Origin of the sequence: Frankia gtarii (genome assembly GCF_025403375.1) — a bacterium.
In the GTDB taxonomy this organism is placed as follows: Bacteria; Actinomycetota; Actinomycetes; order Frankiales; family Frankiaceae; genus Frankia; species Frankia gtarii.
Window position 1 is genome coordinate 1 of the sequence record NZ_JAMPTM010000114.1, and the last position, 19,570, is coordinate 19,570.

Below are 19,570 nucleotides of genomic sequence, written 5' to 3' on the forward strand. Positions count from 1 at the left end.
ACCGCCGTGTTCGTCGCGATCCGCGGGGTCACCGGCATGACCGTGACCGCGACCGCGGTGGCGATCACCGTCGCCTGGTCCTGGCGCGTCGCCCGACTGGAGGGCCTGCGCGGCCCCAGCCCCCGCCTGGCCTGACGGGCGGCTCTCCTCGGTGGTCCGGCGCCGGATGGGGACCCGTGGGCGTCCCCGCGGCGCAGGCGAGGGAGACGCTGGGGGCGGGGGCGCCGAGGAGATATCCCTGACCGTAGGGGATTCTCACGTCGAGGGCGGTCTGACGTTCGGCGGGGGATTCAATGCCTTCCGCGATGACGCAGCCGCCGAACTCCTCACTGATCATGACCAGTGCCGCGGCGGTCGCCCGACGGGCCGGGTCGGTGTCCATGCCGTGGGTGACCAGATAGTCCAGCTTCACGATGTCCGGGTGCAGCTCGAGGAGCTGCTCCAGACCCGCATAGCCGGCACCGATGTCGTCGGCGGCGATCTGCACGCCGCGGGCGCGTAGCTCCCGCACGCCGCGCAGGACCTCGGTGTCATCGCAGAAGTACTCGTGCTCGGTGATCTCCACGATCAGGCGTCGACACGTCTGCTCGTCGTGGAGAACGTCGAGCAGCCCGGCGGTGATGGTGGCCGGCGAGGCGTTGACCCCGAGGCAGACCGCGGCGGGTAGCTGGGGTATCGCTCGTAGCGCCCGGCGGATCGCGGCCAGTTCCAGTTCGGCGCTGAGGCCGACGGTCGTGGCGTCGGAGTACCAGCCCCGCGGACCCCGCTGCGGCTCGCGCGGCTCACAGGGGAACCGGGACAGCGCCTCCACCGCGGCGATCCGACCCGTCGCCAGGTCGACGACGGGCTGGTAGACGATCGCGGGGCCGCCGGCATCGATCATCCGGCTGATGCTGCGCCAGACCTGACTGTGTGCCTCCCAGATCCGGTGCAGGTCGACGACGGCGTCGCTGAGATACGCGGCGACCAGGCCCAGAAAACGGCTGTCCCGCTCCCGAAGGTCCGGCCGCGGGTCGCGGCTGATGCATCCGAGTACCCCGAACACCTCGCCGTCGCGGTCGGTCACCACCGTCGCCGCGTAGCACCCGATGCCCAGCTTCTCCACGACCGGCACATCGATCATGTGCTGATTGCGCCGGGTGTCCGTGATCACCTTGGGGAGCGTTCCGGCCAGCAGGCTCTGGTAGAGCCGGGGATCGGGGCGGATCCTGACCCCGGGTGCCAGCCCGAACCGCCCACCGGCTCCGCTGATCACCTGGACGATGAGATCGTCGCCGTCCGCCCGCGCCAGGTAGGCGAGGTCCATCCCCAGGTGGCGGCGCAGTATTCCCAGCAGTTCCGTGACCGTCGTATCCGGCTCGATCCCGCCCGAGGCGGGTCCGGACGCCGACTCCGCCCGTGCCATCGCCCCTCACCCCCAGCCGTCCACGCGATTGCCGCCTGCTTCCGCCCTGCCCTCCCGTAACCGGTCGTACACCAACATGTACGTTCCGCCAGCAATTCTGGCTCTGTCCCGCGGCGCCTCGCTGCAGCGCCGTCCGGCGCCGTTTCGGCAGCCGAAGTCGGCCGCGGCGTGTTTTGCCCGTGACGGTTCGGGCAGCGTGGCCACGTACCCAACGAAGGGAGCGACCGGTGAGCGGCTTCACGGACAAGCTCGGTGACCTTGAGGACAAGCACGACAAGCAGGTCGATCAGGCCGTGGCCAAGGCGGGCGAGGAAGCCGACAAGCGCACCGACGAGAAGTACTCCGAGCAGGTGGACAAGGGGGTGCAGGAAGCGCAGAAGCGCGACTGACGGGCCACCGTCGACGTCGCCCTCAATCCCCGCGGCGTGGTCCTGGATTTGCCCTGGGCGAGGCCGGGAGGGGGCGCCGTCGTGGCGAGGACGGGCCAGTCGCCGCCGTACTGATCCGGAGCCGCTTCGACGGCGGCGCCGGCACCAACGTCCCATCTCGGGATGTCCCGAGAAGAGGTTGATATGCGTGTGTCCGAGCGGGTACTCGATCGGCTCGAACGGGAGCAGGCGCTTGATCCCGTCGCTGGGCGCGCCGCCGCGTTCTGGTCGACGGCGCTGCGCTCGCCGCGGCTGCGCGATCTGCTCAGCGGCCGGGCACTCGGGCATCCGCTGCACCCCGCGGCCGTGATCGTGCCGGCGGGGACGCTGCTGAGCGCGACCCTGCTCGACGTCACCGGTGGGGCCGGCCTGCGCCCGGCCGCGCGGCGGCTCATCGGGCTCGGGCTGCTGTCGGCCGGCCCCGCCGCGGCGGCCGGATGGTCGGACTGGCTCGACACCGACGGCGCCGAGCGCCGGATCGGGCTCGTGCACGCGGCCGCCAACATCGTCGGCATCGGGAGCTACGCGGTGTCCTGGTGGCAGCGTCATCGTGGCGCGAGCGGACTGGCCACGAGCCTCGCGGGGGCGACCGCCCTCGGCGTCGGCGGGTGGTTGGGTGGCCACCTCGCCTACGCGTTGGGGGTGGGGGTCGACACCACCGCGTTCCAGCGGGGCCCGGCCGACTGGACGGACGTGCTGGCGACCGGCGAGGTCACCACGGCGCTGCGGCAGGTCGGGGTCGACGGCGTGCCCGTGCTGTTGACCAGGGCCGACGGCCGGATCGTCGCGATCAACGACCGTTGCACCCACCGGGGCGCCCCCCTGAGCGACGGCGAACGCGACGGCGACTGCGTGGAGTGTCCCTGGCACGGCAGCCGGTTCGAGCTGACCTCCGGGCAGGTCGTCCGGGGTCCGGCGACCCGTCCGCAGCCGGTGTACGAGGTCCGCGAGCGAGACGGGCGGGTGGAACTGCGCCGCTCGGAGGTCCGGGCCCTGCGCGCGAACCCCGTCGGTCCACCCCTGACGTCCTTGCGCGCGTGACAGCGGCCCGATGAATCCGGCGGCGCGGGCTGACTAAATCTGACCGGGATGCGGACCATCCAGCTCCGATGGGTGTGGTCAGGCCTGGATCAGGCGGCTCGCGGCGCCGACGTGCCGCCCGCGACCGGGGCGTCGCCCGCGGCTGGAGTGTCGCTCACGTACAGGGTGTAGTCGACCCGCAGGGCGAAGTCGCCGGAGGACCCCTCGATCCGCAGGACGTGGGTGCCCGGCGACAGCGGCCGGAGCTGTACCCACAGGCCGCAGCCGTAGCTGGTGGAGCGACCCGCGGCGGAGGTGACCGGGTTGTCCTCCACCGAGTCGACGACGATCGGGACGCCTTCCATGCGTTGCGGTGTCAGCTCCCGGCCGTCCAGGATCGCCTTGCCGGTGGCGGTCGCCATGAAGTTCCAGCACTGGGCCTGGGTGCAGGACTGATCGACCAGTGGGAAGGCAACCGGCCGGCCGGTCGGAACTGAGCAGGTGCGGTTGGCGTACCCCCCGAAGGTTCCGGCCAGAAACCAGACATCGGCCGGCTGTCCGACGCCGCAGGCATGGCCGTCGAGATCCTCGACCGGATTCGACCGGCCGGCGGCGGAAGTCGCCCAGGTCCACCAGCGGCCCTGCAGTTCCGCCGGCGGAAGAGGCCGGGACTGGCCCTCGGCTTCGGGCGATCCGGACGGCGCGACCGCCGGTCGGTCGAGAGCCGCCGTCGGTTGTGGGCTCGCGCTCTCCGTCGATGCGCAGCCGGCGATCATCACCAGCAACCCCACCACAAGCGGAAGTTTCCTGACAAGCATCGCGGCATCGTACGGAGACGTCCCCCTCTGCGTCGCACCGGGTGCCGCCCCGGTCTCTACCACCTGGTTGTCGCGCTTGTCCACATCTGCTGGCATCCGTCGCCGGACGGCATCCTTCGCTAGGTTCACCCAATGGCCTTCTCCCTCATCGTCGTCGGCGCGACCGGAAACGTCGGGCGCGGCATCGTCGCCGCAGCTCGTCAGCGGGGCTGGGAGGTGACGGCCGTCGACCGCGACACCGTCGGCTTCGACGCGCTGCCCGACGAGTTCGCCGGCGTCAGGACCGTCGTGGGCAGCGTCGCCGACGCCGAGCAGGCGGCCGAGCTGGCGGCGCGCCTCGACCTGGCCTCGGCCGACGCCGTCGCCATCGCCGTGAACATCCCGTGGACGCCGACGCCGGTTCTCTCGACGACCTGGGAGCAGGCCGAGAACCACCTCGGCCCCTACCTGCAGCTGCACCTGAGTGCGGCGACCACCTTCCTGCCGGCCCTGTCGGCCGGCGCGGTCTACCTGGGCATGGGCGGCGGCATGGCCGACATCCCGGCCCGCGGGATGGGCGTGGTGTCGATGGCCCAGGCGGCGCAGCGGATGCTGTACCGGCACCTGGAGCGGGAGGCCCGTGCCAGCGAGGTGCTGGTGCGCGAGGTCATGATCCGTGCCATGGTCCACGGCTTCGGCCAGCCCGGTGAGCCGGGCAAGGGCATGCTCGGCTCCGACGTCATCGGCGAACGGGTCTGTGACGTCCTCGCCGACGCCAAGGAGCAGGAGGTCGTCGTCGTCCTCGAGCCGTGAGGCCATCGGCGATTCCTACCTCGCCGGGTCCGGGGACGCCGGGTCCGGGGACGGCAGCAGGGCCTCGTCGCGCCGGCGCAGGATCTCATCGACTGTCTGCTCCGGCGTCAGCTCACCGTTGTCCAGCCACAGGCCGATGCGCGGAGTCTCGGCGCGCAGGACAGCGTCGAGCTGGGCGGGGCTCCACCGGGTGCCGTACGCGACCTTGTCGCGCCCCGACTCCCGTCGTTGCACCACGTCGACGTCGGGGGTCAGGACCACGAGCCGAAGCGGGCGGCTTCGCAGATACGACAGGAATGCCCCAAGGAGCTCGCCGAGAATCACGTCCTCGACCACGGTGTGGAAACCTTCCCGGAAAGAGGAGTCGGCAATCATGGCGGCGTGCCGGTACCGCAGGCGGAGCTGGGCCAGCGCGGGCGCGGTGGGCTCCGCGGTCATCTCCGCACGCCCGTTGCGGACCATGACCCGCAGTACGTCACCTTCGACCAGGACACTCGGCGAGAGGCGGTCGGCAAGCAGACGCGCCACCGTCGACTTGCCGCTGGCCGAGATGCCGGTGACGACGTAGAGGTCTCGTTCGGGGGTTTTGATCATCGTGGACTCCTCATCAGGCGCCACATGCGCCGAGCGGGGCACCGGCGCGACAGAGCGCCGTCAGGATGCCAGAGCCCGGCCGGCTCAGGACGAGGACCGTCGGGCGTCCGTCCCTCAGCTCTGATCCGGAGATCACCAGCCTCTCGCCACGTCGGAAATAATCCCAGTTCGTCCGGGTGATGGTCACTGTTCGTCCGCCCGGGTCGAACTGAAAGGACAGCGTTGCGGGACGTTCTCCGGTCTGATGTTCGCAGGGGACACTCGGGATGTTCTCGAAGTCGGTGTAGTCGCCGCCGCAGGTGACATATGTGCGGGACCGCATGCGGCCTGTTCCGTCTGCGTTGACGGTCGCGTCGGCGCTGTGCGAATACCAGTCGTCTCCGACGAACCCGGCGGGAGCAGGATCCGGTGGTGGAAAGCTGGCCGATGCCGGACCCTCCGCCGGGCAGGGATCGTTCGCCGGGCAGGGGGGAGCGCCGGCGCCTCCCGGTGCGCGGTCGGCGGCGTCGGCAATAATCTTCGGCATCGCGAACGCCGTCCTCAGTTTCTCCGTCAGACGGCCGAACAGAATGGGAAGAGTACGCTCGAACGGCGCGCTCCGACCGTCCAGGGAGACGAGTTTCAGGAACCAGTCGTTCGATGCGGCATAGAGGACCAGCGGCTCATGCCCGGCGGATCCGGCTGGGCGGGGGGGCTCCGCGGCGCTGGCTTTCGAGAAAACCTTCCGGTACATGACGCTGACGGACGCCGTCCCCATGTACTCGACGTCGGTACGGTTGGCGGTACCCGCGATGTTGGCGAATCCCATGTCCGTTGATTCCATGGGGGTCAGGGGGACTTCGCAGGATTGCCCCGCGGCGGCGAGGTCCGTCGCCACCTGCCTGGTGAGCCCGTCGGGAAGACGTGCCAGATAGAGACGTAGTCGTCCCGTGCCGGTCACGTTCAGGAGGGCGGTCACGGGGGGCCTGCGCTCTGATATCTCCGTCAGCGGGGATCCGTCGGGCCTGCACCACGTGCTCTCCAGGCCCAATCTGAGGTCAGACGAGGTTATGGCCGTGGTGTAAGGATCACCGGGACGGCCGGTGACGGCATCGATAGCAGGCGCGGGATCGATGGTCGTAAGTTTCGGCTCCACCTTTTTCTCTGTCGGCTCACCGCCCAGGACGCGGGTGGCCGACGCCGCGACCGCGACTATCAGAAGAAGCACCGCGGCCTGGCCGATCAGCTTTCGCCGCTCGCGAGACAGCGACGTGTGAATATTGTCCACGAGCGAGCTCGGAGGATGTCTCGCGACCGCATCGGCGGCCGTTGCCCACGCGATTGCGGCCAGTATCCCCGCGGCACCGCCGAGGATCGCCATCGGGAACGGCCAGTACCATCGCGGGAGAATCGCACCGAGCGGAGCGTCCGTCAGGGCGGTGTCGATCCGGCGGGCCACAGCGCGGGCGAGGCGCTGCCTGCCGACCGCCTCGACGTGATCGAATCTGTGGTTCGCGAGAAAAAAGGCCCGAAGCTCCCATGAGACCAACAGCGCGCCCAGAGCCGCCAGCGCTGCGGTCACACGCATCACCGATCGCCGTTTCTGCCGGGTCAGCGGTGCCGAGCCGGCAGCCCGGATGAAGGAACTCCAGTCGAGACCGCCGATCAGTATGACGAAGGGAAGGTAACCCGCCGACGCGACAGCCAGGATGATCGGGAGAAGTGTGTGCCGGCTCGGGATGACGAATGATCCGACCAGAATCGACAGGGTGAGCAAGATCGCCAAAAATGTGATCGGTTGGCCGAGGTGGGTGAGGCGCCAACTCGACAGGGGGGGATTTTTGGACTCCTCCACCCGGATCAGGAGGGAGAGGTGGTGACCGAGAACCAGGACCCCCGCGGTGAAAGCCGCGCCCATGACGGCTCCGAAACCAAGGGCGAGCAGCGACCAGGCCGCCGTCAGCGCGATGACGGCACCCTCCAGGCGGAAACAGGTTCCGCGCCAGGTCGGCCGCGGGGCGTCACTGACGGCGACCGCGGTCAAAATCTTCGCCGGGTCGAGGTCCTCCAGCGTGGCGTCGAGCATCTCGGCCTGTATGAGCATCAGGAGTTCCTCGTGTGAGGAATCGGATCCCTCCAGTACGAGACGCGCCGCGTCGCCGTCCGGATCGAGGACGAGCGCCAACAAAAGCGCGCCGGGTGGCACCGGGGTCAGGTCGTACTTGCTGATCAGGATGCGGAGACAACGGAAAGCGATCGTCAAGTCGGTGGACAACGGTATCCCCGGGGATGCCGCGGCGTCATCCCCGCCCGCGGCGGATGCCGTCGACTCCTCGGGAACGTGGAAGTGGAGCCGCAGCCGTTCCCAGTTCCCGAGCGTGTCGACCTGAGTCAATGCGGCCAGGAGATTCCTGGAATCGAGCTGGGAACCGTCTGGAATCCGTGCCGAAGCGAACCTGAAGGCGGCTTCGGTGGTCTGGTCGAGCTCGATGTCGTCGAGAAGCTGGTTCAGGCCACGACTAGCGCTCGATCGCCTGGTCATGGAAGACCCCCTCGGCCCGCACGGGGGCCCGAGCCGTGCGCCCGAGGCCGCCGTGATGATCGTAGTCGAGGAGGGCCAGATATACGTCGTGGGCCTGCGTCGGAGGGGTCTCTTCTGTTTGCTCGAAGCCTGGGAATCGAAGTCTGAGATGGGTGGTTCCGCGGGGTCGGGGAGGTTCGCATCCCGCATATGCCAGAATGTGGGGCTGGTCGCCGCGGTAGAAGATCCGATCCAGATCGCCGAATGGACTGGTATGCCCTCGCCCGAAGGATCTCCCGCCGACGGATCGTCGCGGGACGCTCCGGAACCGCCCTTGCCCGAGCCGTCCGGTGGCGCTCCGCCGGCGGACGATGCGCCCCCACCACCGGGGTCGGCCGATGAGGGCCAGCGGGACGGCGAGGTCGATGAGGACGGTCGCCGGGCCGGCGAAGCGGGCGAGGCGGATACGGGCGAGGCGGATACGGGAGCCGGCGGGAAGCGTTTTTCTGTCGCCGGCCTGTTGACCGGCCCGCGATTCGTATTGGCGGCGTTCGTCGCGGCGGTGATCGGTGTGCTCACGCCCGGGGTGGTGAACTACGTCGGTGACCATACCGGTCCGCCCGTCGTGGTCAACATGGAACGGCTGCCGACGAGTGGTGACGACTACAGTTTCGTCCTCCCGCGGGCTGGCCGGGCAACGCCCGTCATCGATCATGATGGGAACCTCCTGGAAGGGATCGAGGATTCGCCGGAGATTTTCGATCATGGCGATCAGGCGGCGAAACTCGTGGTCAGAGCCGACAACTCCGACGGCGTCGTCATCGTCGGTATGAGGGCGCACATCCTGCGGCGGGGACCGAGCATCGACGGAACTCTGGTCTCCATCCACCCGCAGGGCGCTCAGGAGAACATCCGGGTGGGGTTCAACCTCGATGATCTCAATCCGATCGCCCGAACCTCCAGGGGAGGCCTGGGCGACCCCTACTTCGAGGCGAACTCCGTGGTCCTCGACAGGGGCGAGAAGGCCGTGTTCACGGTCGAGGCCTTCGCCAGACGGGCTTCCTATACCTGGGACCTCGAACTCGATCTGGTCATCGACGGAAAAAGCGAGAAGCGATTTGTGCGGCCGAAGTCGGGACCTCTTCAGGTCACCGGGCCGGTCTCCGCGTACCAGGCGGTCTACGCACTCGTATTCGGTACCACCAGGTCAAGGTTCGAGAGCGTCGACCCGCTGCGGTACTGCGCGCGCCCTTCCGAATGCGCCGGCCATTGAACCTTTTCCGGTAGCCGTCTGTTGCGCTTCGTGTTCAGAACGGTGTGGTTGTGGATGCTCCGCCGGCGAGCCGGGTGGGGGCATCCCCGGCTCCGCCGTCATCGACGAACGGGTGTGCGGCATCCTCGTCGACACCACGGAGGTCGAGGCCAAGGAACGGGATGTCATCGCACGTGAGCCGTAGGTCTCACCGCCATGGGGATCACGTCTGCCGAGCGGGGGGAGCGGGCCGTCGAAGCCGGGCCATCACCTCCCGCCGCCCGCCGGATCCTGCCGATCGACGGCGTGAAGACCCAGGTCAGTGCGCATGCTGCTGGCCGGCTCCGGTTCGGTGCGCCCGCGACCGAACCACTGGGCCCTGGGAGAGCCCCGGCAGGCCCCGCCCGCGGCGGGAGCGAGGGCCGTCCGCGGGCCGAACCCATGACTGCTTGTGGGCGATTTGACCGCTAAGGTGATGTGCACGGAGCGTCTGACGGGCGTCAGGCGGGGAGAGGGCGGTCGCGGTGGCAACGGCTGAGGACGAGGTGTCGAGCACGTCACGGAGTGTTCCCACAGTACAGAGATTCATCTCGGCCGATCTGAAGATGGACATCCCGCATTCGGCGAGGGTCTATGACTACTTTCTCGGCGGGAAGGACAACTTTCCGGCCGACCGGGCCGCCGCCGAGCAGATCATCGGTGTCTTCCCCGACGTCCAGAACACCACCCAGCAGAACCGGGCCTTCATGCTGAGGGCGACCCGCTACCTCGCCCGCGAGGCGGGCGTTCGGCAGTTCCTCGACATCGGTACCGGCATTCCCACCAGCCCGAACCTGCACGAGGTCGCCCAGGGGCTCGCGCCGGATTCACGGGTGGTCTACGTCGACAACGACCCGATCGTGCTCGTGCATGCCCGGGCGCTACTGACAAGCAGTCCGGAAGGTCGTACCGCGTATGTGGACGCCGACTTCCACGACCCCGCGCGCATCCTGACCTCCGCCGAGGTACGTGACACCTTCGACCTGGACCAGCCGGTTGTCCTGTCCCTGATCGGAATGCTCCACTTCATTCCGGACGAGGGTGATCCGCATGGCCTGGTCCGTACGCTGATGGATGCTCTGCCGTCGGGCAGCTTCCTGTCGCTCACGCACGGCACCGCGGACTTCGCCCCGGAGGAGGCGGAATCGGCGGCGGAGATCTACCGGCAGCAGGGCATTCCGACGCGCCTGCGGTCCCGTGACGAGGTGCTCCGGTTCTTCGAAGGCTTCGACCTCGTCGACCCCGGCCTGCTCAACGTTCTGCGTTGGCAGCCCGACGGCACGACGGACGGACTGTCCGACGCCCAGGTCGGCACGTACGGAGGAGTCGCCCGAAAGCCGTAGCCGGCGCCGGGAAGCCCCAGGTCGTGGCGCCGGGGCGGCCTTCGTCGGTGGATCGGGGCGGGGACACGGCATACCTTGACGATTCGTCAGACAGTGTCCCTGCGACGGAGGTCCACGCGATGACCGCACCCTCAGGCACCCACGAGCCGGCCCGCCGTTTCGACGGCCGCGTCGCCTTCATCACCGGCGGCGCGGCCGGCTTCGGCCTCGCGTTCGCCCAGGAACTCGCCGAACGCGGGGCCTCGGTCGTGCTCGCCGACATCGACGCCGCCGCCGCGGAGCGCTCCGCCGCCGCACTCGCCGCGGCCGGGCACGCGGTGTTACCCGTGCGGTGCGACGTCGCCGCCGAGGACACCGTCGATGCGGCGGTCGCTCAGGCCGTCGAACGTTTCGGCGGGATCGACATCCTGATCAACAATGCCGGCCGGCATCTCACCCGGTACAACCTGCCGTTCCAGACGCTGGCCCGCGACGACGTGCGTGAGCTGTTCGACGTGAACGTCATGGGTGTCGTGAACTGTTCGCTCGCCTGCCGGCCGTCGATGGCGGCCAGAGGCGGCGGATCGATCGTCAACATCTCGTCGATGGCGTCGCATATCGGAACGTCGCCGTATGCGGTGTCGAAGCTGGCCGTTCGTGGCCTGACGGTCGCGTTCGCGACCGAGTTCGCGCCCGACGGCATCCGGGTGAACGCGATCTCACCCGGGCTCATGGATACCGAGAGCGCGATGGCCGACCTGCCCGTGGAGCTCATCCGGGACATCATCGACCAGCGCCAGCTCATCCACCGCCAGGGTCGCGTCGCCGACGTCGTCGCGGCGATGACCTACCTCTGCTCCGCCGAGGGCGGCTTCGTCACCGGCGAGACGATCAAGGTCACCGGCGGATTTCCGCTCTACTCCTGACCTGCCCCCGGTGGGGTCCTACGCCCCGGCGGTCGCCGCCGTCGGGGCGGCGGTTCCGGCAAGGCGCTCTCTCCGCAACGCGAAGACAGGCGAGAAGACGATTCCGGTCTGGATCATGCGGAAAGTGGGATCGCTCGGCTCCGCTTACAACGCATCGGCATGATCCGGCTCGGTAGCCGGGGCCGGCGTGGGGTCAGGCCACAGTGGACTGTCGCCGAGGAATCCGGCCGGCTCGAGCCAGCGGTTGCGGTAGGTTACCGACTGCGCGGGTTCTCGCGATGCGACCGCCCAGCGCCCGGTCGGGTATCCAAAGGAGACGCAACACGCATTAATCCAGTTCTCCTCGAAGGGTACTCCGAGCGCGGCAAGCGTCTCCAGACCGTGGCCGACGCTGAGCATCGTGGTGAGCGACGAGCCGACGCCCTCGGCTCGAGCGGCCAACATCGCGCTCCAGACCGCCGGGTAGACCGAACCAACGGACTTGGTCGCCGGGATGAGCGCGAACATGAACAGCGGCACTTGTTCGAAGTTGTCCGCGAGCCAGTTGGCGGAGCGCACCATGCGCTGGGCGAGTACGCCCTCCTTCGAGTCGGGAATTCCGTTCGCGATGGCCGCGGCGTCGCCGTAGTAGCCGGCCAGGCCGCGTGCCACCGCATCGCGGTAGAGCGGGCCGATGGCGGCCTTGACCTCGAGGGAATCGACGAGAATGAACCGCCACTTCTGCAGGTTCCCCCCGTTGGGGGCCCGAATCGCGGCATCCATGATGCGTTCCTGGACCGCTAGGGGGATGGGATCGGGCTTCACCCGGCGCATTGTGCGGGTCGTGTAGAGCGCCTCACGCAGATCCATGATCATGCCCTCCGGGTGGCTGTACAGGAGTGCCGACACGCGGGATCTCGCACCCGTGTCGACCGGGTGCAACGATACGGACTCATCTTCCGTTTCGCAATGGCCGTGTCCGGGACCTCCGCCCGGCCGGGGTCGAGCCGAGCGCGCCGGCGAGATCCGGATCGACGCCGTGGCGGCGCGGCCGGACGGGAGCCTCGGCTCGCCGGGCGTACTGCCGGGCCAGCTCGCCGGCCAGCCGCCGGGTGCGGTGCAGATCCTGCTCCGAGCGCATGCCGGCCCGGGTCGGCACCGCAACGGTGGCACCCGCGTCACGGAGGGGAACACCCGATCGGCTCGGCCGACGCCGCAGCACTGGGGGTCCTGAACTCGTGGTAATATACGGAATATCTTTCCGTTTGGCAGCGCTTGGGAGGCAGCCATGATGGCTCGGCCACTGGCTGCGTCAGCCGACCGACCGGTCCGGACGGATGTTCTTCGTAATCGCGAGCGTCTACTCACCGCTGCACGTGCGGTGTTCGCCGAGCAGGGGGCGGACGCCTCGCTGTACGAGGTCGCCAAGCGCGCCGGGCTGGGTACCGGAACGGTCTACCGGCACTTCCCGACCCGCGAGGCGCTCCTCGCGGCCGTGCTGCTGGATCATTTTGAGGCATTGCGGGTCTCCGCGGTCAGCCTGACCGAGGCCCGGTCGCCCGATGAGGCATTGACGGACTGGCTGCAGCAGTTCGTCTCCCACCTCGCCGAATATCGCGGCCTGGCCATGGAGGTCATGCCGGTTCTGCACGACGGCGTCTCGTCGCTCTCCCTTGCCTGTCAGAACATGCGGGCGGCCGGTGCTGTTCTGCTTTCTCGAGCCCAGCGCGACGGTTCGATTCGAGCAGACCTGAGCATGTCCACCCTTCTGAAGCTGATCAATGCGATCGCGGTGACCGCGGAGACGGTGTCGTCGAGCGAGGCCCACGTTCTACTCGATTACCTGCTGGACGGTTTGCGCCGCCGGTAGTCTGTATCGACGTCTCGGCGGTCTTCGGCTCCCGTGCCGGTCACCCCGACCATCCTGACGTCCCCGTGTACCCGCAGAATCTTGACTACACGGTCCGGCTGTCGTCCCCGGCGGCCGATGAAAACATCGCCCTGCTGCGCCGGGAAGTGGAACGGACCTGCCCGATCCTGAATCTGCCGACCCAGCCGCAGATCATCAGGGGAAGGCTGGAGCGGGTCCAGGCCGCCTGGCCGCCGGAGAGGCGAAGCTCATCCGGGGCGACCTCCAGCCGCAGCCCCGCCAGGCATCCACGCTCCGAGCGACCGAGTGCTTGCCAAGCGGAATGATCTTCCGTATCGTTGGGCCGGCTGAAACGGAAACGGATTCCCATTCCACAAGCCTGGCGGTCGCGCCGGGCAAGCTGGATCTTGAGATCGCCCGCCGGGTCCTCCCCGCCGAGGCGTGTCCTGCTCGAAGGATGAGGATGAGTGCTCAGGAACTGAACGCACCACCCACACGGATCGCGGACCCTGCTGCCGAGGCGGTGGCGCAGGAGCAGCGCAAGCGCCGTCTGAAGATCGCGCTCGGGGTCATCGTCGCCTGTCAGATGATGGTGATCATCGATGCGACGATCGTGAACATCGCGCTGGCGAGGATTCAGACCAGCCTGCACTTCTCCGCCTCGAGCCTGGCCTGGGTGCAGACCGCGTACTCGCTGGCCTTCGGTGGGCTGCTGCTGCTGGGCGGACGAGCAGGCGACGCCTTCGGTCGGCTGCGGCTGTTCATCGGTGGGTTGGCGCTGTTCACCCTCGCCTCGCTGGCCGCCGGTCTGGCTCCCGGCGCGGGCGCACTGGTCGCCGCCCGCGCCGCGCAGGGGGTGGGGGCGGCGTTCGCCGCGCCGGCGTCGCTCGCCCTGCTCGCCACCAACTTCAAGGAGGGTCCCGAGCGGCAACGCGCCCTGGGCGTCTTCTCCATGATCGCCGGCCTGGGGCTGACGCTCGGGCTCATCCTCGGCGGACTGCTGACGACGGCTTCCTGGCGGTGGGTGTTCGTCATCAACGTTCCGATCGGCGTCGCGGTCATCGCACTGGCCCGGCCGTACCTGATCGAGACCCCGCGGCAGCCGGCCCGGTTCGACGTCGCCGGCGCGATCATGTCGACGACGGGGACGACGTCACTCGTGTACGGCTTCATCCGGGCGGCGTCGGACGGCTGGTCGGACACTCTGACCGGCGTCACCCTCGCCGCCGGCGTCGTCCTGCTCCTGGGATTCCTGCTCGTCGAGTCCAGAGCCGAGCAGCCGATCATGCCGCTGCGGTTGTTCGGGGAACGGATGCGGGCCGGTGCCTACACCAACATGCTGCTCATGTCCGCGGCGATGGGAAGTTTCTTCTTCTTCCTGTCGATCTTCCTGCAGAAGGTGCTGGACCTCAGCCCGCTGCGCGCCGGCCTGGCGTTCCTGCCCATGGCCCTGGTCCAGTTCGGCGGCGCGCGCACGGCGCCGAAACTGCTCGCGCGATTCGGCCCGAAGACCATCACCACGGTCGGTACCGCGTCCGCGCTGGTGTCCGCTGTCTGGCTGACCCAGCTCGACGGCGAGAGCAGCTACCCGGGCGCAGTGGTCGGCCCGCTGATTCTGCTCGGCCTGGGGATCGGGCTGGCCTTCATGCCCCTGAACATGGTCATCCTCGCCGGGCTGCCGCTGCGGGACACCGGGTCGGCCTCCGGGCTGCTGCAGTGCCTGCAGCAGGTCGGACTCGCCCTGGGAATCGCCGTTCTCACCACGGTGTACGGCTCATCGCTGCGCAGTTCCGCGCATCATCCAGACGCCGGTCTCAGTCCGCAGGCCCAGGTCCACCATGATCTGGCTCACGGGATCGCGACGTCCTTCTTCGTGCTGGTGGCTTTCGTCGCGGTCGCACTCGTGGTCGCGGTTCTCGTCTTCAGAAGTCGCAAGCCCGTGGCGGCCAGGGTATGACGCGGTCTTTTTTCGCTTTACACATCGTCGAACCGGCGCGATCAGGCCGTGGTTGGCCGAATCGTGGACGGTCAGTCCCGACGCCACCAGCTTCACCTTCCGGCTCTGCCGGAATGCCACCTTCAGCGTCCGACCGGGCCAGATCATGTTCGCGGACCAGAATCTCGTCGGGCTGTCCGACCGGAAGCTGGGCGGCGTCCGGGGGGTGGGAATCGGGTTCGTCCCGCAGGACCCGGGCATTTCCCCGAACCTGGTGAAACGGGTCGGCAGACAGATCTCCGAGGTGCTCGTGGCGCACGGCATCGCCCGTCAACGGCTGGTCCCGACCCGCTCGGGCGCACCCGCGGGCCCGACGGAGAGCCCCGCGCAGGCCGTGGGGGCGCAGCCCGACGGGCCGACGTAGGTGCGCCTGGACAGCGGTCCCGACCGGCCGGTCCGACGCCGCACGCCACGACCGCGGGCTCAGCGCCGTTCGGGCAGCGGCACCGCGCAGGCGGCCGTCGCGCCGGGCATCCGCTGCCGATTGTTGGCGATCAGCCGGTAGACGGCGGCCGCGAGCCAGCTGACCGGCGGCACTGCCATGACCCTGCCCGTGAGCCGCCACGGCCGACCGGCGCGGGACAGCATGCGGGCAAACGCCTGCGCCCCGGCTGCCCGGCTGCCGTCGGTGCCGACCCATTGCACGGCCCGGTCGACCTGCTGCCTCGTCAACCCGAACGCAGCCAGGTCGAGACCCTGCCCCGGTTGGAAGTCGACGTCGGGTCTGATCCGCGCGCGGATCACCTCCACCGAGCGGGTGCAGAACGCGCAGTCCCCGTCGTACACCAGCAGCGGACGTGCCGGCCCGCGCTGCAGGCCCGTCGCCTCCACCATGATGGATGTCCTCATTCCCGCATCGGCTCCAGGTCCCAGCACGGCCGCCGCGGGTGGGGCGTGGCCTGACGCTCCATCCACGGCGGTGTCGTCCCGGCGCTTCTCACGACTGTCGCACCGGATCGGCCATCCGGGAAACCTGCGGGATCCCGCCCGGCCCCGGTCAGGCGGGCCGGTGGTGTGCCCACGCCTGGTCGAGAGCCTGGGTGAACAGCTCGGCGGGTTGCGCGCCGGAGACCCCGAGGGCGTCGTCGAGCACAAAGAACGGCACCCCGGTGATGCCGAAATCGCGGGCGGTGCGTTCGTCGGCGCGCACCGCGTCGGCGTAGTCGTCACCGGCCCACACCCGGCTGACTTCGGCGGCGTCGAGACCGGCGGCGGTGAACACCTCGACGGCGGTCTCCTGGTCGAACACCGGCCGGCCCGCGCCGAAGTGCGCGGCGTTCAGGGCGCTGACCGCCTCGGCCTGCCGGCCGGCGTCGGTGGCCAGGTGTAGAAGCCGGTGCAGGTCGAAGGTGTTCCCACTGCGCCGGTCCGCGGTGTATTCCAGCCCCTCGCCGCGGGCGGCGTCGGCGACGCGGTTCTCCATCGCCGCGATCTCCTCGACCGGGCGTCCGAACTTGGCCGCCAGCGCCTCGCGCAGGGGGCCGGACTCGCCGCGGGGCAGGCTCGGGTCCAGCTCGTAGGAGTGGAACACCACGCTCACCTCGTCGCGGTGCGTGAACCCGGCCAGGGCCTGCTCGAACCGAGCCTTGCCGATGTAGCACCACGGGCAGACCACGTCACTCCAGATGTCCACGCGCATGCGTCCGACCCTCACCCTCCTCGTCGCGGGCCGTGGCGGGGCCATGAGACCCCTCGACCGGCGGGCACACCAGGCCCGATCGGCGACCCTGCCGTCCATCGTCGCCGGAAGTGAACAACACGAATGTCGAGGAGATTCCATGCCAAATGCGAAATGCCGGTGGCGGTGGCGCGTCGGCTGTACGGTTGTTCAGTTTGCTGACCAACAGATTGACCAGGGCCGCCACGTGTGTGACCCTCGGCACGTCCGGTTGGACGGCGCAGAGGTGACAGCGGAGGCGACGCATGGCGTTACGGGTGGTTGTTGGGTACACGGGCGGGGTCGGGAGCACGGTGGTACGGCTCGTGCAGGGCAACCCGGCCTTCGAGCTCGTCGGGGTGCTCGTGCACAGCGAGGACAAGGACGGTAAGGACGCCGGTGACATCGTCGGGATTCCCCCCACGGGTGTGATCGCCACCCGTGACGTCGACGCGCTGATCGGACTCAAGGCGGACGTCCTCGCGTGGCACGGCATCGACTGGCAGCCGGAACTGATCGCGCGGTTCATGCGCGCGGGCACCAGCGTCTACTCCAGCCACGGCGGCTGGTTCCTGCCAAGTGAGCCGTCGTACGACCTGATTCAGGCCGCCGGTGAGGAGGGCGGTTCCGCCCTGATCGCCGGCGGCAACATCCCCGGCCTGATCAGCGACGTCCTGCCGCTGTTCGCCGCCGGCTACAGCGCCGACGTCACGTTCGTGCGCGCCTGGCAGAAGGACCACGTCCCGAACTACCCGTCGGCCTTCCAGCTTGGCGAGTTCCTCGGCTTCGGCCAGGAGATCCCCGAGAGCGTGGACCTCGACGGCGAGCTCTCCTTCGCGGACGCGTCCTGGCAGTGGTGCATCGGCCAGTCCGCGCAGATCGTCGCGCAGGCCCTCGGCATCCCCTATGACGGCACCAAGCTGACGAAGAAGGAGTTCGGCGCGGCGCCGGAGGACCTCACGCTGCAGCCCAGTGGCCTTCACATTCCGAAGGGTCACGTCGCCGGGGCCCGGTGGACGTTGACCGCCTACTCGAACGGCAAGCCGTTCTACGAGCTCGTCAACGAGCAGAGCGCGGTGCTCGGCCTGGGCGACGACTGGCGCAGCGACATCAACGAGCCCAACTGGCGCGTCGTCGTCGAGGGAAGCCCGTCGATCGAGCTGCAGTTCGGCCTGCCCGGTTCGCACGACGGCCCGGACCACGTCGCCGCCCTCAACGCGGCGCGCGCGGTCGCCTGCCTGCCCGGCGTCGCCGCCACGCGGAAGACCGGCTGGGTCACGGTGCTCGACCTGCCCGCGCCGGTCGGTGTGGCCTCCGCGGCGCTGCAGGCGTGAGCGCGCAGCGCCTGTCCGGCAAGGTCGTCCTCATCACGGGCGGCACGCGGGGCATCGGCCGGGAGTTCGTCGAGCGGTTCGCCCGGGAGGGCGCGTCCGTGGTCTTCACCGGCCGCTCCGTGGACGCCGGCAAGGAGATCGAACAGGAGGCGAAGACCCGCGGGGAGAACGTCACGTTCGCCGCCGGCAGCGCGGCGTCGGAGGACGACGTCCGCGCGGCGGTCGACCTGGCGGTGTCCACCTACGGTTCGCTGACGACCGTCGTCAACAATGCGGCGGCGACGCACCTCACCGGGCCGGGAAGGCCCGACACCAAGGTCGCGGACGTCAGCACCGAGGTCTTCGACGAGATCGTCCGCATCGGCCTGTACGGCACGTTCTGGGCGGCGAAGTACGCCATTCCGCACCTCATTGCGGCCGGCGGCGGCGCGATCATCAACATCTCCGCGGCCTCCAGCGTCCTGTCGATCACCGGACGGCCGAGCTACCAGGCCTCCAAGGGTGCGATCAACTCGCTCACCCGGCAGCTCGCGGTCGACTACGGCCAGTACGGAATCCGCTCGAACGCCATCATCGTCGGCTTCACGAACACCGGCGGCGTAGAGATGACGAAGATGGTCGCGAACGAGAAGCTGATGGCGCCCGTCCGCAAGACGATCATGCTGCCTCGGCTCGGTCTTTCCAGTGACATCGCCAGCGGGGCGGTGTTCCTCGCCTCCGACGAGGGCTCGTTCATCACCGGCGTCCTGCTGCCGATCGACGGCGGACTCACCTGCCACCTGGAGATGCCCGACACGGCAAGCGCCGCCGCTCTCGGCGACTGACCTGCGCCGCCCCGCTCCCGGCCGGAGGCGGAGCGAGGCGGCGACACCGGTGGTGCCGAGCGTGCGGTGGGAACGCGGCCGCACGCTCGGCCCGGCGGGTGAGGCGGTGGAACGGGTCAGGCGCTGCCGGTCGGAGCGAGTGCGACGACCGGGATGACCCGGGTCGTCGCCGACTGGAACGTCAGCAGGACCGGGTAGGTCTCGGCGTGGCGCGCGTAGATCGCGTCGCGCTCCGCGCCGTGAATCTCGGTGGCCGTCAACCGGACGGTGTCGCTGCCGATCTCGGCGATGACCTCCGGATGCGCGCGCAGGTGCCGCAGCCACCGCGGATCCTCATCGAGGCCGTCGTTGATGGCCAGCACGACGCAACGGTCGGCGTCGGCGTCGGCGAAGTAGCTCAACGGCACGATGTGCGGCCTGCCGTCGGCATCGTGGCCGCTGTGCAACAGCAGCCGGGTGGGCCCCTCGAACCTTCCGGTCGGCTTGCCGCCGGTGGCCCGGTACTCGGCGATGTAGTCCTCGATGTCCTGGGCGGTGAAGGTCTTCTTGCTCATCGTTTCCGCTTTCTTGTCCCGGCTGGTACCCGAAGGTCGTTTCGGTTCGTCGCCCGGGCGGGCTTTTTCGCCGCCCGGGCGGGCATTCTGAATACGGGACGAGCCGGGCCTGACTCCGCGGGACCTTCTTCCTGCCGGCGCACGTAATCCGGCCTTGGGTCCGCCGCCTTCGCGGCCGGCGCCGGGGCGGGCCCAGCCGCGCCGGGATCGGCGGGAGGCCGCCGGCGACGGCACGGGCGGGCCGGTCGTGGCCGCTGGGG

At 69.3% G+C, this 19,570-nt stretch carries 19 protein-coding genes; 11 read left to right on the forward strand and 8 right to left on the reverse strand.

Annotated features, from left to right (window positions below):
• Positions 1-64 precede the first annotated feature (64 nt).
• The gene (locus NBZ83_RS17240) at positions 65-1,405 is read right to left on the reverse strand and encodes a sensor domain-containing phosphodiesterase (RefSeq protein WP_261568939.1); all 1,341 of its coding nucleotides are present in this window, start codon (positions 1,403-1,405) and stop codon (positions 65-67) included.
• Positions 1,406-1,632: 227 nt separating this feature from the next.
• On the opposite strand from NBZ83_RS17240, the gene NBZ83_RS17245 reads away from it, so the two are divergent.
• Positions 1,633-1,794, forward strand: a complete 162-nt coding sequence (locus tag NBZ83_RS17245) for an antitoxin (RefSeq protein WP_261568938.1) — start codon at positions 1,633-1,635, stop codon at positions 1,792-1,794.
• A gap of 183 nt (positions 1,795-1,977) precedes the next feature.
• Positions 1,978-2,874 (forward strand): Rieske (2Fe-2S) protein, encoded by an 897-nt coding sequence (locus NBZ83_RS17250; RefSeq protein ID WP_261568937.1) that lies wholly within the window; start codon positions 1,978-1,980, stop codon positions 2,872-2,874.
• An 89-nt stretch (positions 2,875-2,963) separates the two neighbouring features.
• Here the strand turns inward: NBZ83_RS17250 and NBZ83_RS17255 are convergent, their stop codons facing one another.
• Positions 2,964-3,671 (reverse strand): signal protein, encoded by a 708-nt coding sequence (locus tag NBZ83_RS17255; protein ID WP_261568936.1) that lies wholly within the window; start codon positions 3,669-3,671, stop codon positions 2,964-2,966.
• Between the two features lie 132 nt (positions 3,672-3,803).
• Here NBZ83_RS17255 and NBZ83_RS17260 point away from each other — a divergent pair, with 132 nt between their 5' ends.
• Entirely contained in the window at positions 3,804-4,463 is a 660-nt protein-coding gene (locus tag NBZ83_RS17260) for an NAD(P)H-binding protein (protein WP_261568935.1), read from the forward strand.
• A 15-nt stretch (positions 4,464-4,478) separates the two neighbouring features.
• Here NBZ83_RS17260 and NBZ83_RS17265 read toward each other — a convergent pair whose 3' ends face one another.
• Positions 4,479-5,057: an AAA family ATPase gene (locus NBZ83_RS17265; protein WP_261568934.1), complete on the reverse strand. Its 579-nt coding sequence runs from the start codon at positions 5,055-5,057 to the stop codon at positions 4,479-4,481.
• 13 nt (positions 5,058-5,070) lie between these two features.
• Positions 5,071-7,578, reverse strand: coding sequence for a hypothetical protein (locus NBZ83_RS17270; RefSeq protein WP_261568933.1), 2,508 nt, complete (start codon positions 7,576-7,578; stop codon positions 5,071-5,073).
• Between the two features lie 55 nt (positions 7,579-7,633).
• Between NBZ83_RS17270 and NBZ83_RS17275 the strand changes: the two genes are divergently transcribed.
• The 3 genes from NBZ83_RS17275 to NBZ83_RS17285 all read left to right on the forward strand — a co-directional run bounded on the left by NBZ83_RS17275 (position 7,634) and on the right by NBZ83_RS17285 (position 11,096).
• Positions 7,634-8,830, forward strand: a complete 1,197-nt coding sequence (locus tag NBZ83_RS17275; RefSeq protein ID WP_261575381.1) for a hypothetical protein — start codon at positions 7,634-7,636, stop codon at positions 8,828-8,830.
• A 503-nt stretch (positions 8,831-9,333) separates the two neighbouring features.
• Positions 9,334-10,191, forward strand: coding sequence for an SAM-dependent methyltransferase (locus NBZ83_RS17280; protein ID WP_261568931.1), 858 nt, complete (start codon positions 9,334-9,336; stop codon positions 10,189-10,191).
• Between the two features lie 119 nt (positions 10,192-10,310).
• Positions 10,311-11,096, forward strand: a complete 786-nt coding sequence (locus tag NBZ83_RS17285) for an SDR family NAD(P)-dependent oxidoreductase (RefSeq protein WP_261568930.1) — start codon at positions 10,311-10,313, stop codon at positions 11,094-11,096.
• Positions 11,097-11,240: 144 nt separating this feature from the next.
• Here NBZ83_RS17285 and NBZ83_RS17290 read toward each other — a convergent pair whose 3' ends face one another.
• Positions 11,241-11,945 carry a nitroreductase family protein gene (locus NBZ83_RS17290; RefSeq protein WP_261575382.1) on the reverse strand — a complete coding sequence of 235 codons (705 nt, stop codon included), beginning with the start codon at positions 11,943-11,945 and terminating at the stop codon, positions 11,241-11,243.
• Between the two features lie 421 nt (positions 11,946-12,366).
• Here NBZ83_RS17290 and NBZ83_RS17295 point away from each other — a divergent pair, with 421 nt between their 5' ends.
• The 3 genes from NBZ83_RS17295 to NBZ83_RS17305 all read left to right on the forward strand — a co-directional run bounded on the left by NBZ83_RS17295 (position 12,367) and on the right by NBZ83_RS17305 (position 15,305).
• Positions 12,367-12,945: a TetR/AcrR family transcriptional regulator gene (locus NBZ83_RS17295; RefSeq protein WP_261575383.1), complete on the forward strand. Its 579-nt coding sequence runs from the start codon at positions 12,367-12,369 to the stop codon at positions 12,943-12,945.
• A 463-nt stretch (positions 12,946-13,408) separates the two neighbouring features.
• Positions 13,409-14,902 (forward strand): MFS transporter, encoded by a 1,494-nt coding sequence (locus tag NBZ83_RS17300; protein WP_261568926.1) that lies wholly within the window; start codon positions 13,409-13,411, stop codon positions 14,900-14,902.
• Positions 14,903-14,954: 52 nt separating this feature from the next.
• On the forward strand, positions 14,955-15,305 hold the full coding sequence (locus NBZ83_RS17305; RefSeq protein ID WP_261568940.1) for a hypothetical protein: 351 nt from the start codon (positions 14,955-14,957) through the stop codon (positions 15,303-15,305).
• A gap of 59 nt (positions 15,306-15,364) precedes the next feature.
• On the opposite strand, the gene NBZ83_RS17310 is transcribed toward NBZ83_RS17305, so the two are convergent.
• Positions 15,365-15,775 carry a thiol-disulfide oxidoreductase DCC family protein gene (locus tag NBZ83_RS17310; protein WP_261568925.1) on the reverse strand — a complete coding sequence of 137 codons (411 nt, stop codon included), beginning with the start codon at positions 15,773-15,775 and terminating at the stop codon, positions 15,365-15,367.
• Between the two features lie 163 nt (positions 15,776-15,938).
• Entirely contained in the window at positions 15,939-16,580 is a 642-nt protein-coding gene (locus NBZ83_RS17315; RefSeq protein ID WP_261568924.1) for a DsbA family oxidoreductase, read from the reverse strand.
• A 284-nt stretch (positions 16,581-16,864) separates the two neighbouring features.
• Here NBZ83_RS17315 and NBZ83_RS17320 point away from each other — a divergent pair, with 284 nt between their 5' ends.
• Together NBZ83_RS17320 and NBZ83_RS17325 are read left to right on the forward strand one after the other, a co-directional pair.
• Positions 16,865-17,932, forward strand: coding sequence for a dihydrodipicolinate reductase (locus NBZ83_RS17320; protein WP_261575384.1), 1,068 nt, complete (start codon positions 16,865-16,867; stop codon positions 17,930-17,932).
• On the forward strand, positions 17,929-18,756 hold the full coding sequence (locus tag NBZ83_RS17325) for an SDR family NAD(P)-dependent oxidoreductase (RefSeq protein WP_261568922.1): 828 nt from the start codon (positions 17,929-17,931) through the stop codon (positions 18,754-18,756). The genes NBZ83_RS17320 and NBZ83_RS17325 overlap by 4 nt, the downstream gene beginning before the upstream one ends.
• A 116-nt stretch (positions 18,757-18,872) precedes the next feature.
• Here NBZ83_RS17325 and NBZ83_RS17330 read toward each other — a convergent pair whose 3' ends face one another.
• Positions 18,873-19,310 (reverse strand): nitroreductase/quinone reductase family protein, encoded by a 438-nt coding sequence (locus NBZ83_RS17330; RefSeq protein ID WP_261568921.1) that lies wholly within the window; start codon positions 19,308-19,310, stop codon positions 18,873-18,875.
• Positions 19,311-19,570: the final 260 nt, after the last annotated feature.

Bases quoted from the DNA above. Each gene is read 5' to 3' on its own strand.
- NBZ83_RS17240 (WP_261568939.1), bottom strand. From the start codon at position 1,405: ATGGCACGGGCGGAGTCGGCGTCCGGACCCGCCTCGGGCGGGATCGAG.
- NBZ83_RS17250 (WP_261568937.1), top strand. From the start codon at position 1,978: ATGCGTGTGTCCGAGCGGGTACTCGATCGGCTCGAACGGGAGCAGGCG.
- NBZ83_RS17255 (WP_261568936.1), bottom strand. From the start codon at position 3,671: ATGCTTGTCAGGAAACTTCCGCTTGTGGTGGGGTTGCTGGTGATGATC.
- NBZ83_RS17260 (WP_261568935.1), top strand. From the start codon at position 3,804: ATGGCCTTCTCCCTCATCGTCGTCGGCGCGACCGGAAACGTCGGGCGC.
- NBZ83_RS17265 (WP_261568934.1), bottom strand. From the start codon at position 5,057: ATGATCAAAACCCCCGAACGAGACCTCTACGTCGTCACCGGCATCTCG.
- NBZ83_RS17270 (WP_261568933.1), bottom strand. From the start codon at position 7,578: ATGACCAGGCGATCGAGCGCTAGTCGTGGCCTGAACCAGCTTCTCGAC.
- NBZ83_RS17275 (WP_261575381.1), top strand. From the start codon at position 7,634: ATGATCGTAGTCGAGGAGGGCCAGATATACGTCGTGGGCCTGCGTCGG.
- NBZ83_RS17285 (WP_261568930.1), top strand. From the start codon at position 10,311: ATGACCGCACCCTCAGGCACCCACGAGCCGGCCCGCCGTTTCGACGGC.
- NBZ83_RS17290 (WP_261575382.1), bottom strand. From the start codon at position 11,945: ATGGATCTGCGTGAGGCGCTCTACACGACCCGCACAATGCGCCGGGTG.
- NBZ83_RS17295 (WP_261575383.1), top strand. From the start codon at position 12,367: ATGGCTCGGCCACTGGCTGCGTCAGCCGACCGACCGGTCCGGACGGAT.
- NBZ83_RS17300 (WP_261568926.1), top strand. From the start codon at position 13,409: ATGAGTGCTCAGGAACTGAACGCACCACCCACACGGATCGCGGACCCT.
- NBZ83_RS17310 (WP_261568925.1), bottom strand. From the start codon at position 15,775: ATGGTGGAGGCGACGGGCCTGCAGCGCGGGCCGGCACGTCCGCTGCTG.
- NBZ83_RS17315 (WP_261568924.1), bottom strand. From the start codon at position 16,580: ATGCGCGTGGACATCTGGAGTGACGTGGTCTGCCCGTGGTGCTACATC.
- NBZ83_RS17320 (WP_261575384.1), top strand. From the start codon at position 16,865: ATGGCGTTACGGGTGGTTGTTGGGTACACGGGCGGGGTCGGGAGCACG.
- NBZ83_RS17330 (WP_261568921.1), bottom strand. From the start codon at position 19,310: ATGAGCAAGAAGACCTTCACCGCCCAGGACATCGAGGACTACATCGCC.